General features: G+C 64.7%; 13 protein-coding genes. 8 read left to right on the top strand and 5 right to left on the bottom strand.

What is annotated here, in order from left to right:
• Nucleotides 1–2: 2 nt before the first annotated feature.
• The 4 genes from ADBZ9O_RS05930 (at nt 3) to ADBZ9O_RS05915 (ending at nt 5,050) form a co-directional block, all read left to right on the top strand.
• The gene (locus tag ADBZ9O_RS05930; protein ID WP_526529291.1) at nt 3–2,357 is read left to right on the top strand and encodes a CaiB/BaiF CoA-transferase family protein; all 2,355 of its coding nucleotides are present in this window, start codon (nt 3–5) and stop codon (nt 2,355–2,357) included.
• Nucleotides 2,357–3,820 (top strand): aldehyde dehydrogenase, encoded by a 1,464-nt coding sequence (locus ADBZ9O_RS05925; protein WP_526529289.1) that lies wholly within the window; start codon nt 2,357–2,359, stop codon nt 3,818–3,820. Before ADBZ9O_RS05930 ends, ADBZ9O_RS05925 begins: the two co-directional genes overlap by 1 nt.
• A gap of 150 nt (nt 3,821–3,970) precedes the next feature.
• Nucleotides 3,971–4,618 (top strand): TetR/AcrR family transcriptional regulator, encoded by a 648-nt coding sequence (locus tag ADBZ9O_RS05920; RefSeq protein WP_526529287.1) that lies wholly within the window; start codon nt 3,971–3,973, stop codon nt 4,616–4,618.
• Between the two features lie 144 nt (nt 4,619–4,762).
• Complete coding sequence (locus tag ADBZ9O_RS05915; RefSeq protein WP_526529285.1) at nt 4,763–5,050, top strand: tryptophanase; 288 nt, start codon at nt 4,763–4,765, stop codon at nt 5,048–5,050.
• Nucleotides 5,051–5,166: 116 nt separating this feature from the next.
• Here the strand turns inward: ADBZ9O_RS05915 and hsaB are convergent, their stop codons facing one another.
• Genes hsaB through hsaA form a run of 4 tightly spaced genes read right to left on the bottom strand, consistent with a single transcriptional unit; the run spans nt 5,167 to nt 8,709 of the window.
• Nucleotides 5,167–5,733, bottom strand: a complete 567-nt coding sequence (gene hsaB / locus ADBZ9O_RS05910; protein ID WP_526529283.1) for a 3-hydroxy-9,10-secoandrosta-1,3,5(10)-triene-9,17-dione monooxygenase reductase subunit — start codon at nt 5,731–5,733, stop codon at nt 5,167–5,169.
• A gap of 4 nt (nt 5,734–5,737) precedes the next feature.
• Entirely contained in the window at nt 5,738–6,637 is a 900-nt protein-coding gene (gene hsaC / locus ADBZ9O_RS05905) for an iron-dependent extradiol dioxygenase HsaC (RefSeq protein WP_526529281.1), read from the bottom strand.
• A gap of 3 nt (nt 6,638–6,640) precedes the next feature.
• Nucleotides 6,641–7,525: a 4,5:9,10-diseco-3-hydroxy-5,9,17-trioxoandrosta-1(10),2-diene-4-oate hydrolase gene (hsaD, locus tag ADBZ9O_RS05900; RefSeq protein WP_526529279.1), complete on the bottom strand. Its 885-nt coding sequence runs from the start codon at nt 7,523–7,525 to the stop codon at nt 6,641–6,643.
• Complete coding sequence (hsaA, locus tag ADBZ9O_RS05895; RefSeq protein WP_526529277.1) at nt 7,525–8,709, bottom strand: 3-hydroxy-9,10-secoandrosta-1,3,5(10)-triene-9,17-dione monooxygenase oxygenase subunit; 1,185 nt, start codon at nt 8,707–8,709, stop codon at nt 7,525–7,527. The genes hsaD and hsaA overlap by 1 nt, the downstream gene beginning before the upstream one ends.
• A gap of 188 nt (nt 8,710–8,897) precedes the next feature.
• Between hsaA and ADBZ9O_RS05890 the strand changes: the two genes are divergently transcribed.
• Nucleotides 8,898–9,956 (top strand): 2Fe-2S iron-sulfur cluster-binding protein, encoded by a 1,059-nt coding sequence (locus ADBZ9O_RS05890; protein ID WP_526529275.1) that lies wholly within the window; start codon nt 8,898–8,900, stop codon nt 9,954–9,956.
• Between the two features lie 22 nt (nt 9,957–9,978).
• A complete protein-coding gene (locus tag ADBZ9O_RS05885) occupies nt 9,979–10,518 on the top strand; it encodes a hypothetical protein (RefSeq protein ID WP_526529273.1) in 540 nt (179 codons plus the stop codon).
• Between the two features lie 10 nt (nt 10,519–10,528).
• On the opposite strand, the gene ADBZ9O_RS05880 is transcribed toward ADBZ9O_RS05885, so the two are convergent.
• Complete coding sequence (locus ADBZ9O_RS05880) at nt 10,529–12,649, bottom strand: acyl-CoA dehydrogenase family protein (protein WP_526532885.1); 2,121 nt, start codon at nt 12,647–12,649, stop codon at nt 10,529–10,531.
• A gap of 319 nt (nt 12,650–12,968) precedes the next feature.
• On the opposite strand from ADBZ9O_RS05880, the gene kstR reads away from it, so the two are divergent.
• Nucleotides 12,969–13,577: a cholesterol catabolism transcriptional regulator KstR gene (gene kstR / locus ADBZ9O_RS05875; protein ID WP_526532883.1), complete on the top strand. Its 609-nt coding sequence runs from the start codon at nt 12,969–12,971 to the stop codon at nt 13,575–13,577.
• Between the two features lie 4 nt (nt 13,578–13,581).
• Nucleotides 13,582–14,328, top strand: a complete 747-nt coding sequence (otsB, locus tag ADBZ9O_RS05870; protein ID WP_526529271.1) for a trehalose-phosphatase — start codon at nt 13,582–13,584, stop codon at nt 14,326–14,328.
• Nucleotides 14,329–14,341: the final 13 nt, after the last annotated feature.

The raw sequence follows: 14,341 nt of genomic DNA, 5'->3' as shown, positions 1-14,341 counted from the left end.
ACGTGCAACTGCTCGATTCTGTTCGCGTGCTCGATCTTTCAGACGGTGACGCCGACCTGGTCACTCGCTTTCTCGCCGATCTCGGCGCCGAAGTGGTCAAGGTCGAATCGACCACCGGGGGAACCGCCCGCGCCAGCCTTCCTGCAGTCGCGGGGGTCAGTGTGGCGTTCCTGCTCGCCAACGTCAACAAGCACGTGGTGCGGCTCAACCCGGAAATCGATGCAGACCGGGACCGCTTTGCGCAATTGGCAAGTGGCGCCGACATCCTCGTCGACTCTGGAATCCCCGGAGGCACTGCTGCATTCGGGACTTCGTGCGAGGCGCTGGCCGACCGATACCCCCAGTTGGTATCGATGTCGGTGACCGACTTCGGTACCACCGGGCCACACGCCTCGTGGCGGGCCAGCGACGCCGTGCTCTATGCGATGTCCGGTGTGTTGTCCCGATCGGGACCACCCGTCGGCCCGCCTGTGCTCCCACCTCACGGAATCGCCTCGGCCGCCGCGGCGGCGCAAGCTGCCTGGGCAGTGCTCGCCGCCTTCTACCACCGCCGCAGCAGCGGTCTCGGCGACTACATCGACTTCTCCCGCTACGAAGCAGTCCTACAGACACTCGATCCGCCGTTTGGCGCCCAAGGGCAGGCTGCGGCGGCGCGGAAAGTCAATGCCACCCGGCGGGGGCGACCGAAAAGCCAAGATTCCTACCCGATTTTCTCCTGCCAGGACGGGTGGGTACGAATCTGTGTGCTCGCTCCGCGGCAGTGGCGTGGCCTGCGGGCCTGGCTAGGCGAACCCGAAGAATTCCAAGATCCCAAGTACGACGGCATCGGCGCTCGGTTCGCCGCTTTCGATCAGATCGGCGCATTGATCGCCGAGACATTCGCCACCCACACCGTCGACGAGCTGGTCACGACAGGAACAGAATTCGGCGTTCCGGTGGCCGCGGTGTCAACACCGGCGGAAGCTCTCGCCTCCGCCCACTTCCGGGCCACCTCGGCACTGACAGATATCGAACCGGCGCCAGGTGTGACACTGTCCGTCCCCAACGGCTGCGTCGTCGTTGACGGTGCTCGGGCCGGCGTGCGGTGGATTCCGGCGAGCGCCACCGTGCCACCGAACTGGCCCGCCCGCGCCGAGCTGCCGCCGCTTCCGCTGGGGTCCGAGACCGGCCGTCCGTTCTCTGGCTTGCGGGTGCTGGACCTCGGTGTGATCGTCGCAGGTGGCGAACTGGCTCGATTGTTCTCGGATCTGGGCGCCGAAGTCATCAAGATCGAGAGCGTCGCCTACCCCGATGGGTTGCGCCAGACGCGGCCTGGGCAGGCCATCAGCGAATCATTCGCCTGGACCCACCGCAACCAGTACAGCCTCGGCCTAGATCTGCGCAATCCCATTGGTGCCCAGCTTTTCGGGCGTCTGGTCGCGGAGTCCGACATCGTCTTCGCCAACTTCAAGCCGGGTACGCTTGCCGCGCTCGGATTCTCGTATCAACAGCTCCAAGAACTAAATCCGCGAATCGTGCTCGCCGAAAGCAGCGCATACGGCGACAACGGCCCGTGGAGTACGAGGATGGGATACGGACCGCTGGTGCGCGCCTCCACCGGCATCACCGGACTGTGGGCCGCCGAGACAGGTGGAGCAAGCAGGCACCCGTTCTGGGACACCACCACAGTTTTCCCCGACCACGTGGTCGCGCGAATAACCGCAATCGCCACGGTGTCCGCACTGCTGCGACGCGCAGCCACCGGCACAGGGGCACATATCCACGTATCGCAGGCCGAGGTTGCCGTCGACCAACTCGGCGCGATCTACACCGTCGAGGCCGCCCGGGCAGCAGGGTTAGCGGTTACCAAAAGCCCAAGCATCAGTGGCATATTCCCCTGCCGCGGAGATGACGAGTGGTGCGTGATCACCATTACCGACGAGTCCGATCGACACGCGCTGGCCAAGCTCATTGGCACGGATCTCGCCGACGATGAGTTGGTCGCCACGGTCTCCCGCTGGACGCGCGACTACGACCAGAACACCGTGGCCGACCTGCTGCAGGGCGCCGGCATCCCGGCTGGGCCGATGAACCGGGCCGCGGATGTCCTTACCGACCCACAGGTGGTGCTGCGGAATCTCTACACCGACATGATCCATCCGCTGCTGGACAATCCACTGCCGACTGAGACGGCACCCGCATTGTTCCGCCATATCCGCCCTGCCCAGTTGCGGCCGGCCCCCATGCCGGGTGAGCACACGCGCGAGCTCATCGAGCGGATCCTGGGTCTCGAAGTGTCTGATATCGAACAACTTATCGTCGACGGCGCCCTTTCGGCACCACCTGCCCCATCTAAACACGCCACAGAGAGCTCCTGATGACCTATTCAATCCCGTCCGCGCAGTTGTTCATCGGTGGTGAATTTCGTTCGGCCGCCAAGGTGATCCCGATTACCGAGGCAGCCACTGGTCGCCCTCTCGGCGACGGGCCCTGCGGAACCGAATCCGATATCGACGACGCTGTTGCCGCGGCACACTCCCCCGAGGCTGATCAGTGGCGATCCAGTGACCCCGTCGAGCGCGCCGCAGCACTGAAACGCTTTGCCACCGCACTCAGTTCGCGGGCCGATGGCACTGCCGAACTGGTCAGCCGCGAGAATGGGATGCCCATTACGTTGTCCCGTCCGGTCAACGGTCTGTTTCCCGCCGCCCTGGTCGGCTACTACGCCAGACTGGCCGCCCGCGAAGATGTCGAAGAGATCCGCCCCAGTTTCATCGGCCACACGATCGTCCGGAAAGAGGCGGTCGGCGTGGTCGGTGCCATCACTCCCTGGAATTACCCGCAAGGGTTGGCCATCATGAAGATTGCGCCGGCGCTGGCAGCCGGATGCCCGGTCGTCCTGAAGGCTCCGCCCGAAACCGCCTTGGACGCATTGGCATTCGCTCAAGCAGCCCAGGAGGCTGGTTTGCCGGCCGGGGTGCTGAGTGTGGTGCCCGGTGACGCTGCTGCCGGATCGCATCTGGTGAGCCACCCGGGCATCGACAAGGTGGCGTTCACCGGTTCCACGGAGGCGGGGCGGTCGATCGCCGGGGTGTGCGGGCGCCTGCTGCGACCCGTCACTCTGGAGCTCGGCGGCAAATCGGCCGCCATCATCCTCGACGACGCCGATCTTGAAGCGACCATCGCGGGTCTGCGGACAGCATCGTTTGTCAACAACGGCCAGACGTGCCACGTCAGTTCGCGCATCCTAGCGCCGGTCTCGCGTTACGCCGAGATCGTCGAGGCCCTTGCCGCCATGGCCTCCGGGCTGATCGTGGGCGACCCACTCGACGAGTCCACCGAAGTCGGACCACTCGTCAGCAGGCGACAGCGCGATCGAGTGATCGACTACATCGAGGTGGGCAAATCCAGTGGTGCGAAGCTAGTAGCCGGCGGCTCGGTGCCGTCTGATCATCTGGGTGGATGGTTCGTCGAGCCCACCGTCTTTGCCGATGTCGACAACGCCGACCGCCTGGCCCAGGAGGAGATCTTCGGGCCCGTCGTCGTGGTGATCCCCTACCGCGACGACAGAGATGCTGTGCGCATCGCCAACGACAGCAGGTTCGGGTTGGCCGGCACCGTCTGGTCATCAGATACCGACCGCGCCACCGATATCGCCCGCCAGGTGCACACCGGTTCGATCGGCGTCAACGGTTATGAGCTCGATATCCGGTCCCCGTTCGGCGGCGTCAAGGACAGCGGGATGGGACGCGAGCTAGGACCTGAGGGACTTCAGACCTATCAGAGCCTCAAATCCATCTACCAGGTTGGCCCGGTAGATGATGCTGATCGAAGCGCATGACGATGAAAAGTGCTCTCTTCAAGGAAGTCGTGGGCTTTTCCGCGAGTTGGCAGCTTCCAGCGGGGTTCGGACGGCGGAAAGAATTTACGCCTGACAATTCATGGATCATGTATCATCGGTTAGTTTCGCGGATGATTGATATGGGGTCGCATGGCACGCAATAGGGGTGGATCGGGTCTCAGCACCGATGCCGACGAAGCGCGTCAGCAACTGCTGTTGGCAGCCGAACAGGTAATCACCCGTTACGGAATCGCGAAAACCACGATGGACGACATCGGTCGCGAAGCCGGCGTCTCCCGACCCACCGTCTACCGGTATTTCCGTGATCGCGATGCGCTACTGGGAGCACTGATCGAGCGGCGGTCCAGAGTGCTGTTCGAGCGCGCCCGAACGTTCGTCCTCGGCTACGAAACCTTCGCCGAGCAGTTCGTCGAGGGCCTCGTCTACCTGGTCGACCGCGGCCGGAAGGATCCCCTCGTCCGACTCCTGGTTAGCCCCGCTGAGCGCGGACAGAACACGCCCATCGACGGTGGGTCCGCACTCGCCACCAACCTCACGGCCGAAATGTGGACACCCATCTTCCAACAAGCGATGGACCGAGGTGAAATCCGCGACGACCTGGACATGACTGCCGTCGCCCAATGGTTGACCATGGTGCAGTTCGTCCTGGTTGACCGTTTCGACCTGGCCGATCCCGGCGACCCCTCTCATCGAACGATGTTGAAACAGTTCGTATTACCTGCATTTCTGCCGATGAGCCTCAGGGTGCCGCCCACCATAGGACATCGCGTCTCGTAGCTCTGCACGGTCGGCAACCCTGGCACAGATTACACCGAAAGTCAGTCGCCGATAGCCCGAATCTAACCTACAGCCAATAGATATGTGTAGCGCGAGAACGTCACGCAGCTACATCGATCGACACGACAGACCGAAGGCACACCGATGATTTCAGACACTGAGCTGGCCTGGCAGCTGGCCGACGCGGCCGGCGCGAGCGTCCACCGATCTCAGCGTGCGCTGCTATTCGTCGAATTGGGCAGCGGTGACTACATCCCGGCGATTGAACGTGTTCTCACTGTGGCGGCCACCAAACGCATCACCCTGAGCCCAACCGTGATAACCGAGGTGGCCAAATGGCTAGATCGCTATGACGGCTATGCGCACGAAGTTCGGCTGCGTCCGCTCCTTGCACGCATTCCGACCGCCATTCCCGCTCCGCTGTCGAGCTGATTGCGGCCACTCGCCTCCGCAGGCGCGAACGCTCGCCTTTGTACGCAGTTGCTCGGCGTGTTGCGTGCAAACACGCTCGCTCGCGGTAGAGGGGTTAGAGGCAGAGGGGTTAGAGATTAAAGCCAGGTGTCGGGCGTCGTCGCCGTGATGAAGGCCTCGAGGTCGTCACGCCATTGGGCGGGCGAGTTCTTGTCGGGTTCGATGCCGGTGTACTCACCGCGGTAGAACAACAGCGGTCGCGGTTTGACCTTCGGCACTTCCGATAACGACTGCACCGCTCCGAACACCACGAAGTGGTCGCCGCCGTCGTGTACCGACGCCACTGTGCATTCGATATGGGCCAGTGAGTTGTCGATGATCGGAACGCCGTGCGTCTTCGAGGGATGCCAGTCGACACCGCCGAACTTATCGGGCTCCTTCGAGCCGAAGCGGGCGGAGATGTGTTTCTGATTTTCAGTCAGCACGTTCACACAGAACGAACCGCTGGCTTCAATGGCCTGCCAGGACCGGGAAACCTTTGTCGGACAGAACAATACGAGAGGAGGGTCAAGCGAGAGGGCGGCGAAGGACTGGCAGGCGAACCCGACCGGCACTCCTTCGTGCACCGTCGTGATGATGGTGATGCCGGTACAGAACTGACCGAGCACATGACGGAATGTGCGCGGGTCCAAGTCTGCGGTCACGGCACTACTTGAAGCCGACGCTGAAGTCGTGCCCCCACAGCGAGACCGCGGTGCTTTCCCGGGCGACCCAGCTGGTGTCTTCGACTTCGAGCCCCTCGCAACCGAATTCGATGTCGAATCCGCCGGGGGTCTTGATGTAGAAGGACAGCATCTTGTCGTTGGTGTGCCGGCCCAGCGTCGCTGACATCTTCACCTTGCGGCGCAGCGCGCGGTCCAGACACAGGCCGACGTCGTCGGATTCTTCGACCTCGACCATCAGATGCACGATGCCGGTCGGGTTGGGCATCGGCATGAAAGCCAGCGCGTGGTGGCGCGGGTTGCAGCCGTAAAAGCGCAACCAGATTGGATCGCCGTCGGCCGGGCGGCCGGCCAGTTGCGGCGGCAGGCTCATCGAGTCCCGCAGTCGGAAGCCCAGCACGTCCTGGTAGAACGCCTGGGCGGCAGCATCGTCGTCGCAGGTGAGCACGACATGCCCGAGGCCCTGCTCGGCGGTGACGAACTTGTGGCCGTAGGGGCTGACGAACCGGCGGCCCAGATACTGGGCGCCGTGGAACGCCTCAAGGACATTGCCCGCGGGGTCGTTGAACCGGATCAGTCCCTCGACGCGCCGTTCGGATTTCTCCTCGCGGGTGCCCTCGGTGAAATCGACACCGGCCTTGGCCAGCGTCTCGCGCAGGACCTGCAGAGCGGGCGCGTCGGCGACCTCCCAGCCGGAGATGAGCAGACGGTCGTGCTCGCCCGGCACGATCACCAGCCGGGCCGCCATCTCATCCATGCGCAGATAGAGCGCGCCTTCTTCTGCACCGTCACCTTCGACCATGCCAAGCACCTTCAGCGCGAACTCGCGCCATGCCGGCACATCAGTCGCCTCGATGCGCATGTACCCCAGCGCCTTGATGCTCATGGTCTAACTCCCCAGGAAATCAACAGTGAGCTTGTTGAACTCGTCGAACTTCTCCAGCTGCGCCCAATGCCCGCACTGCCCGAAGACATGCAGTTGCACCTTGGGAATCTGCTTGAGCGCCACCAACGCACCGTCGAGCGGGTTGACGCGGTCTTCGCGGCCCCAGATCAGCAGAACTCGCTGGCGCAGCTTGTAGACCTCGCGCCACATCATGCCGAGTTCGAAATCGGCCCCGGCGAAGGACTTACCCATCGCCCTGGTGGCCGCCAGCGACTCCGGCGTGCTGGCGATGGCGAAGCGCTCGTCGACGAGCTCGGGCGTGATCATCTTCTGGTCGAAAACCATGATGCGCAGGAACTTCTCGATGTTCTCCCGCGTGGGCTCCGCGGCAAACTTCCCGAGCAGCTTGACACCCTCGGTGGGGTCGGGCGCGAACAGGTTCACGCTCAGACCGCCCGGGCCCATCAGTACCAGCCGGCCGGCGCGGTCAGGATGGTCAAGTGCCAGCCGCACAGCGGTGCCGCCGCCGAGTGAGTTGCCGACCAGCGCGGGCCGCTCGATACCCAAATGATCGAAGAGGTTCAGTACCGCTGTCGAGCTGTAGCGGTTGTACTGCTCGTGTTCGGTGTGCTTATCCGAGAAGCCGTAGCCAGGCTGGTCCACCGCAATGACGTGAAACTGCTTGGCCAGCACCGGGATATTGCGCCCGAAGTTCGACCAGCTGGACGCACCCGGGCCACCGCCGTGCAACAACACGACCGTCTGCGAATGACCGACGCCCGCCTCGTGGTAGTGCAACTTCATGTCCTCGCGGACCTGCGCATAGCGCGAAGTGGACTCGAACGTGACCTCGGTCTGGGACGCGACCTCTTCGATGAAGGACGTCATCACACCATCGTGTCCTGCGGCGGCAGCCCGAACGCCTCGTTTCCGAAGATCATGTACGCCCGCTCGGGTTCATTTGCCGCGTGCACCCGACCGGCATGAGCATCACGCCAGAACCGCTGCACGGGTTTGTCGGTTTCGAGTGCCGTGGCACCGGACGCTTCGAACAGCAAATCGATGGAAGCGATCGCCCTAGCGGTGGCGCGCACCTGATCACGACGGGCCCTGGCACGCAGCTCGAACGGAATCTCTTTGTCCGCCTTGAGAAGTGCGTACTCGTCGCCGACGTTGCCGATCAGTTGGCGCCAGCCGGCATCGATATCGCTGGCCGCCTCGGCAATGCGCACCTTGGCGAACGGATCGTCCTTGGACTTCTCACCGGCGAAGGCGGCGCGTACGCGCTTGCCCTGGTGTTCGACGTGTGCGTCATACGCGCCGTACGCCATCCCCATGATCGGAGCGGTGATGGTAGTGGGATGCATTGTGCCCCAAGGCATCTTGTATACCGGCGCGGTGTTGTTCGTCAGGCCGCCCGCGGTGCGGTCGTTCATCGCCTTGTACGACAGGAACCGGTGGCTGGGCACGAAGACATCCTTGACCACCACGGTGTTACTGCCGGTGCCCTTGAGCCCGACCACATGCCAGACGTCGTCGATGCGGTACTCGTTGCGCGGGATCAGGAAGCTGCCGAAGTCGACCGGCTTTCCGTCTTTGATCACCGGACCACCCAGGAACGCCCACGTCGCCGTCTCGCAGCCCGAGGACCACTGCCACGCGCCGCTGACCAGGTAGCCGCCGTCGACCACAACGCCTGCTCCCATTGGGGCATACGAGGATGACACGCGCACGGTCGGGTCGTCGCCCCAGACCTCGTCCTGGGCCCGCTGGTCGAACAGCGCCAGGTGCCAGTTGTGCACGCCGATGATCGACGACACCCAACCGGTGGATCCGCACGCGCTGGCAATCCTGCGGACCGCCTCGTAGAAGACCGCCGGATCGGACTGCAAGCCGCCCCACTGCTCGGGTTGCAGCAGTTTGAAGAAACCGACCTCATCGAGTTGCCCGACTGTTTCGTCGGGGATGCGACGCAGGTCCTCGGTGGCCTGAGCCCGATCCCGCAGCTGCGGGAGCAGGTCATCAATGCCGGCTAGAACCGACTGCGCGTCACGCTGTTGAATGGACGTCACTGCATTGCCTCCCACGGTGCGGAAATCGATGCGGGCTATCGATCAGGGTAGTGAAACTAGGTAAAGACTAGAACACGTTACGATTCGTGTCGAGCAGCCTATGCCTGCAGCGGCTAGACCTGCGGAGGGGCATTTCTGTAACCTGTTCTAGTTATGCAGCAAAGCAGCGGGAAGAGGTGAGTAACGCCGTGACCGACGAACCACTCGGCACCCACGTGCTGGAACTGCAGGTGGCCGATGTGATCACCGAGACCGCCGACGCGCGGTCGATCGTCTTTACGGTTCCGGCCGACGGAGCGGTACCTGCCGAGCGTTTGCGGTACGCGCCTGGTCAGTTCCTCACCCTGCGGATCCCCAGCGACCGCACCGGCTCGGTGGCGCGTTGCTATTCGCTGTGCAGCTCACCGCACAGCGATGACGCGCTGACCGTCACGGTCAAAAGGACCGTCGATGGCTACGCGTCCAACTGGCTGTGCGACCACGCCCACCCGGGCATGCGCATGCACGTGCTGGCGCCGTCGGGCACGTTCGTGCCCAAGACACTCGACGACGATTTCCTGTTGATCGCTGCCGGTAGCGGAATCACCCCGATGATGGCGATCTGCAAGTCGGCGCTGTCTCAGGGCCGTGGCCAGGTCACGCTGATCTACGCCAACCGCGACGAAGGATCGGTGATCTTCGCCGGCGCGCTTCGCGAGCTGGTGGCCCAATACCCCGACCGCTTCTCGGTCGTGCACTGGTTGGAATCGGTGCAGGGACTGCCCAGCGTGGCAGCGCTTGCCCGGCTGATGGCCGGTCACACCTCCCGGCAGGCGTTCATCTGCGGACCAGGGCCGTTCATGCGGGCCGCGCAGGACGCACTGGATGCGCTGAAGATGCCGGAAAAACAGGTGCACGTCGAGGTGTTCCGGTCGCTGGACTCCGATCCGTTCGCAGCGATCACGATTTCCGACGACGACAGTGACGAGCCACCGGCCACCGCCGTCGTCACCCTCGACGGTGAAACCCACGAGCTGAGCTGGCCACGCAGCGCCAAGCTGCTCGACGTACTGCTCGACAAGGGACTGGACGCGCCGTTCTCCTGCCGCGAAGGCCATTGCGGCGCATGCGCGGTGCTGAAGAAAAGCGGTGAGGTGGCCATGGAGATCAACGACGTGTTGGAGCAGTCCGATCTCGACGAGGGCCTGATCCTCGGCTGCCAGGCGCTACCGGCATCCGATTCGGTGGAAGTGACCTATGACGAGTGACAACGGCGCTACCTTTTCCACGATGAAGTGCCTCCCCAGGATCGCAGCAGCAGCCTCGGGTCTGTTGTTCGTCGCCGCGCTGGCGCAGCCCGCGATCGGCGCGGCGGCCTCGGATACCGCCAACACGTCCTTCCCGATGGGCGACGGTACGCAATTGGAGACGCACACCACCGCCAATTGCGTACTCGCCGATGCGCAGTGCTACTTCACCGCGAGTGCAAATCTGATGACCCCCGACGGGCCGACCGGATTCCCGGACGACCTGTGGGCGCGCCAAACCACCACGTTGCGCTCCATGGACCGCAACAACTATCTGGACTCCGACTTCAACGCGCCCAATACCAGGATGTTCAAATCCATTGGGCCCGTTGAGTTCACCACGATCTACTTCGGCGGCGGACCGGTGGAGAAGTACCGGATCGTCGGCAACACCCGCCCCACCGACTGGGCCACCGGCCGACCGAAGACCGATGCTGATTACATCGTCTGCTCGACGATCCAGGTGGTCTACGGCGGGCATAACATCACCTCACCGAGCACCTGCAGCCAGACGCGCTTCTAGCTGCTGCGAGCTAGCGGGGCAGGCCGAGTAGTCGCTCTGCCGCCAGTGTCAGCAGGATCTGCTCGGTGCCACCGGCGATGGTCAGGCACCGGGTGTTCAGGAAATACCGCAACTCGGCGGAATCGACGATCCCGCCGCCCTCGGCGAGTTCCATCATCCGTTCGGCCAACGCCTGCCGGTAGCGCACGCCCACCAGCTTGCGCACACTGGATTGCGCACCGGGATCCCGGCCGCCGACCGCCATCTCGGCGATCCGGTGATCCAGCAGCGAGCCGATCTGGGCGGCGACGATCAACGCCCCGAGCCGATCCTGTTCCGCGACATCGAGATCGAGGCCGTCGACCTCACTGATCAGGTCTTCCATCCCCTTGTCGAGCTTGCCGCCACCGCCCATCATGACGCGCTCGTTGGCCAGCGTGGTGCGGGCCAACGCCCAGCCCCCGTCGACCTGGCCGACCACCAACTCGTCGGGAACGAAGACGTCATCGAGGAAGACCTCGTTGAACAGCGCCTCACCGGTGATCTCGCGCAGCGGTCGAATCAGGATGCCCGGTGCCGTCATATCGACGATGAAGTAGGTGATGCCTTTATGTTTCGGGGCGTCGGGATTCGTCCGCGCCAGACATACCCCCCACTGCGCGCGTTGCGCGTTCGAGGTCCAGACCTTCTGACCCGTCAGTAGCCAACCACCCTCGGCGCGAACAGCTTTCGTGCGCAGCGCGGCAAGGTCTGAGCCCGCACCCGGTTCACTGAACAGCTGGCACCAGTAGATCTCGCCGGACAGCGTGCCCGGCATGAACCGCTCGATCTGCGCGGGCGTGCCGTGCTCCAGGATGGTCGGCGCCGCCCACCATCCGATGACGAGGTCGGGTCGATCCACCCCCGCGGCCGCCAGTTCCTGGTCGATGAGGAGCTGCTCGGCGGGGGCGGCGTCCCGGCCGTAGGGGGCAGGCCAGTGCGGGGCCTGCAGGCCGGCAGCCGCCAGCGCCGCCTGACGCTGCTCGGCGGGTAACTGCGCCACCGCGGCGACATCGGCGGCGATGCCGGCCCGCTGATCGGCCACCTCACTGAGATCGATCCCAAGGCGACGGCGCAACCCGCCGGTGGTCAACGCGGCGATCCGGCGCAGCCAGAACTGTCGGCCGCCGAGCAGCTGGCTGATGCCGTACGCCCGACGCAGGTAGAGGTGGGCGTCGTGCTCCCAGGTGAAACCGATACCGCCGAGGACCTGGATGCAGTCCTTGGCATTGTCGATGGCCGCGGCGATACACGTGGCCGCGGCGACCGCAGCCGATACCGCCAACTGGTCGTGATCGCTGTCGACTGCCGCCCGCGCGGCGTCGGCGGAGGTCACGGCGGCCTGCTCGGCACGGACCAGCATTTCGGCGCACATGTGCTTGATCGCCTGGAAACTGCCGATCGGCTTGCCGAACTGCTCGCGCACCTTGGCGTACGCGACGGCGGTGTCCAACGCCCACCGGGCGACGCCGGCCGCTTCGGCGGCGAACAGCGTCGCGGCCCGGTCGCGGATCCGCTGCGGCGTGGCCGAAAGCCTGATGGCCGGCGCGGACGTCAGGACCACCCGTGCCAGCGGCCGGGAGAAGTCCGTCGCGATCAGCTGCTCGAGCTCCACACCGTTGGCGGTGGCGTCGACCAGCAGCCAGGCATCCGCGGTGGGCAGTAGCAGGACTCCGGCACTATCTGCGCCGACAACATGCTCGGCGGTGCCGCTGACCTGGCCGCTATCCGCATCGAAGGTGAGTTCTGCGGCCAGCGCCAGCCCCGCTGTCCGTTCCCCGGCCGCCAGCGATTCCAGCAGCTCGGCGCCGCCGGCCCCGTCGAGCATCAGCGTCGCCAGCGCGGTCGACACGACCGGTCCCGGCAGTAGAGCGCAGGCCGCCTCGTCGAGCATGGCGCACAGATCGCCGATGCTGCCGCCGGCGCCACCCGCCTCTTCGGGCACCGCGACGCCGAATAACCCCAGCTCGGCGAGCGCTGAGTACACCGGCCGCCACGCGTCTGGCTTGCCCTGTTCAATCTCACGGATGGCGGTGATCGCACCGGATCCCGCCGCCCAGTCCCGCACCATTTCGCGCGCGGCAAACTGTTCGGCGGTGTCGGTCTGAGAAATCTGCGCCATCGCGGGCCTCTTCTTTCATGCGGTGAAGACCAATACGGCCCACTAGAACGTGTTCTAATAGTGCCAGCGATCGAACGTCAAGTCGAACGCCATCGCGGCAGGACAATCTCTACTAAAAAGAACTCTCACCCCGGGGATCTCGGAAACCTCGGGCATCGCGGAGGTGAGCAATTCAGGTCCGGCATGCGTATCGTTTTGTGCCGATACGTGAAAAGAGGGGGCTGTCTTCCGAATGTCGACGCCAGCACATACCCGGGCCGGTGCCAAGTCGACCCAAGGGTCCGGTTCGCAGCCGCGTGAGGTCCTGACCGTGGCGGTCCTCGCCGAATCCGAACTGGGTTCCGAAGCGCAGCGCGAACGCCGGAAGCGGATTCTCGACGCCACCATGGCGATCGCCTCCAAAGGCGGCTACGAGGCAGTTCAGATGCGTGCCGTGGCCGACCGCGCCGATGTTGCCGTCGGGACGCTGTACCGCTACTTCCCGTCGAAGGTGCACCTGCTGGTGTCCGCGTTGGGCCGCGAGTTCGAGCGCATCGACGCCAAGACCGATCGCACGGCCGTGGCAGCGGGCGGTAGTGCCTATCAGCGGCTGAATTTCATGGTGAGCAAGCTGAACCGGGCGATGCAGCGCAACCCGCTACTGACTGAGGCGATGACCCGGGCCTACGTGTTCGCCGACGCCTCGGCGGCCGGTGAGGTTGATCACGTCGAGAAGATCATCGACAGCATGTTCGCCAGGGCCATGTCAGACGGCGAACCGACCGAGGACCAGTACCACATCGCCAGGGTGATCTCCGATGTGTGGCTGTCCAATCTGCTCGCCTGGCTGACCCGACGTGCGTCGGCGACCGATGTCAGCAAGCGCCTCGATCTGGCCGTCCGGCTACTGATCGGCGATGCGGAGCACCCTAAGATCTAAAAGGGTGAGCTCGTTGCCCGCCGACGTCGTCGACGCCCTGGTTTCTGCCGCGCGGGCTCCGCATCTTCTGGTGGCCTCCGATTTCGACGGCACGCTCGCCCCGATCGTCAACCATCCCGCTGATGCCCGCCCGTTGCCCGCCGCAGCGCAAGCCCTCCGCGACCTCGCGGATCTGCCATCGACGACTGCCGCCCTGATCTCCGGGCGCGCGCTCCGGGATCTGGCCACACTGTCGGGACTCGGCGGCGCAGTGCATCTGGTCGGCAGTCACGGCGCCGAATTCGATACAGGCTTCGCCCACGAGATCGACACCGCGTTACTGGGCCGGATCACCGACGAACTGACGGCCATCGCCGCCCGCCATCCCGGGGTCACCGTCGAACCCAAGCTGGCCAGCGTCGCCCTGCACGTCCGCAACGCGTCGGCCATCGACGGCGAGGCAGCGCTTCGCCAAGCGGCCACGGCCGCCGAAAGCTGGGATGCCGAACAGACCGCAGGCAAGGCCGTGCTGGAGTTCGCGGTGATCTCCACCGATAAGGGCGAGGCGATCGACATCCTGCGCGACCGCAACGGCGCGACGACCGTGGTGTTCTTCGGCGATGACGTCACCGATGAGAAGGCGTTCCGCCGGATGCGCGCCGGTGATATCGGAGTCAAGGTCGGCCCCGGTGACACCGCGGCCGGGTTCAGCGTCGAGTCACCCGAGGATGTCGCAGCCGCGTTGGAGCTGTTGCTGGCTTCACGCGGTTAGCCAGGCCCAGCCG

The sequence above is a fragment of the Mycobacterium sp. genome, from assembly GCF_965229105.1.
In the GTDB taxonomy this organism is placed as follows: domain Bacteria; phylum Actinomycetota; class Actinomycetes; order Mycobacteriales; family Mycobacteriaceae; genus Mycobacterium.
The sequence above is the reverse complement of the archived record's forward strand: the minus strand, read 5'-3'. Positions and strand labels throughout refer to the sequence as shown.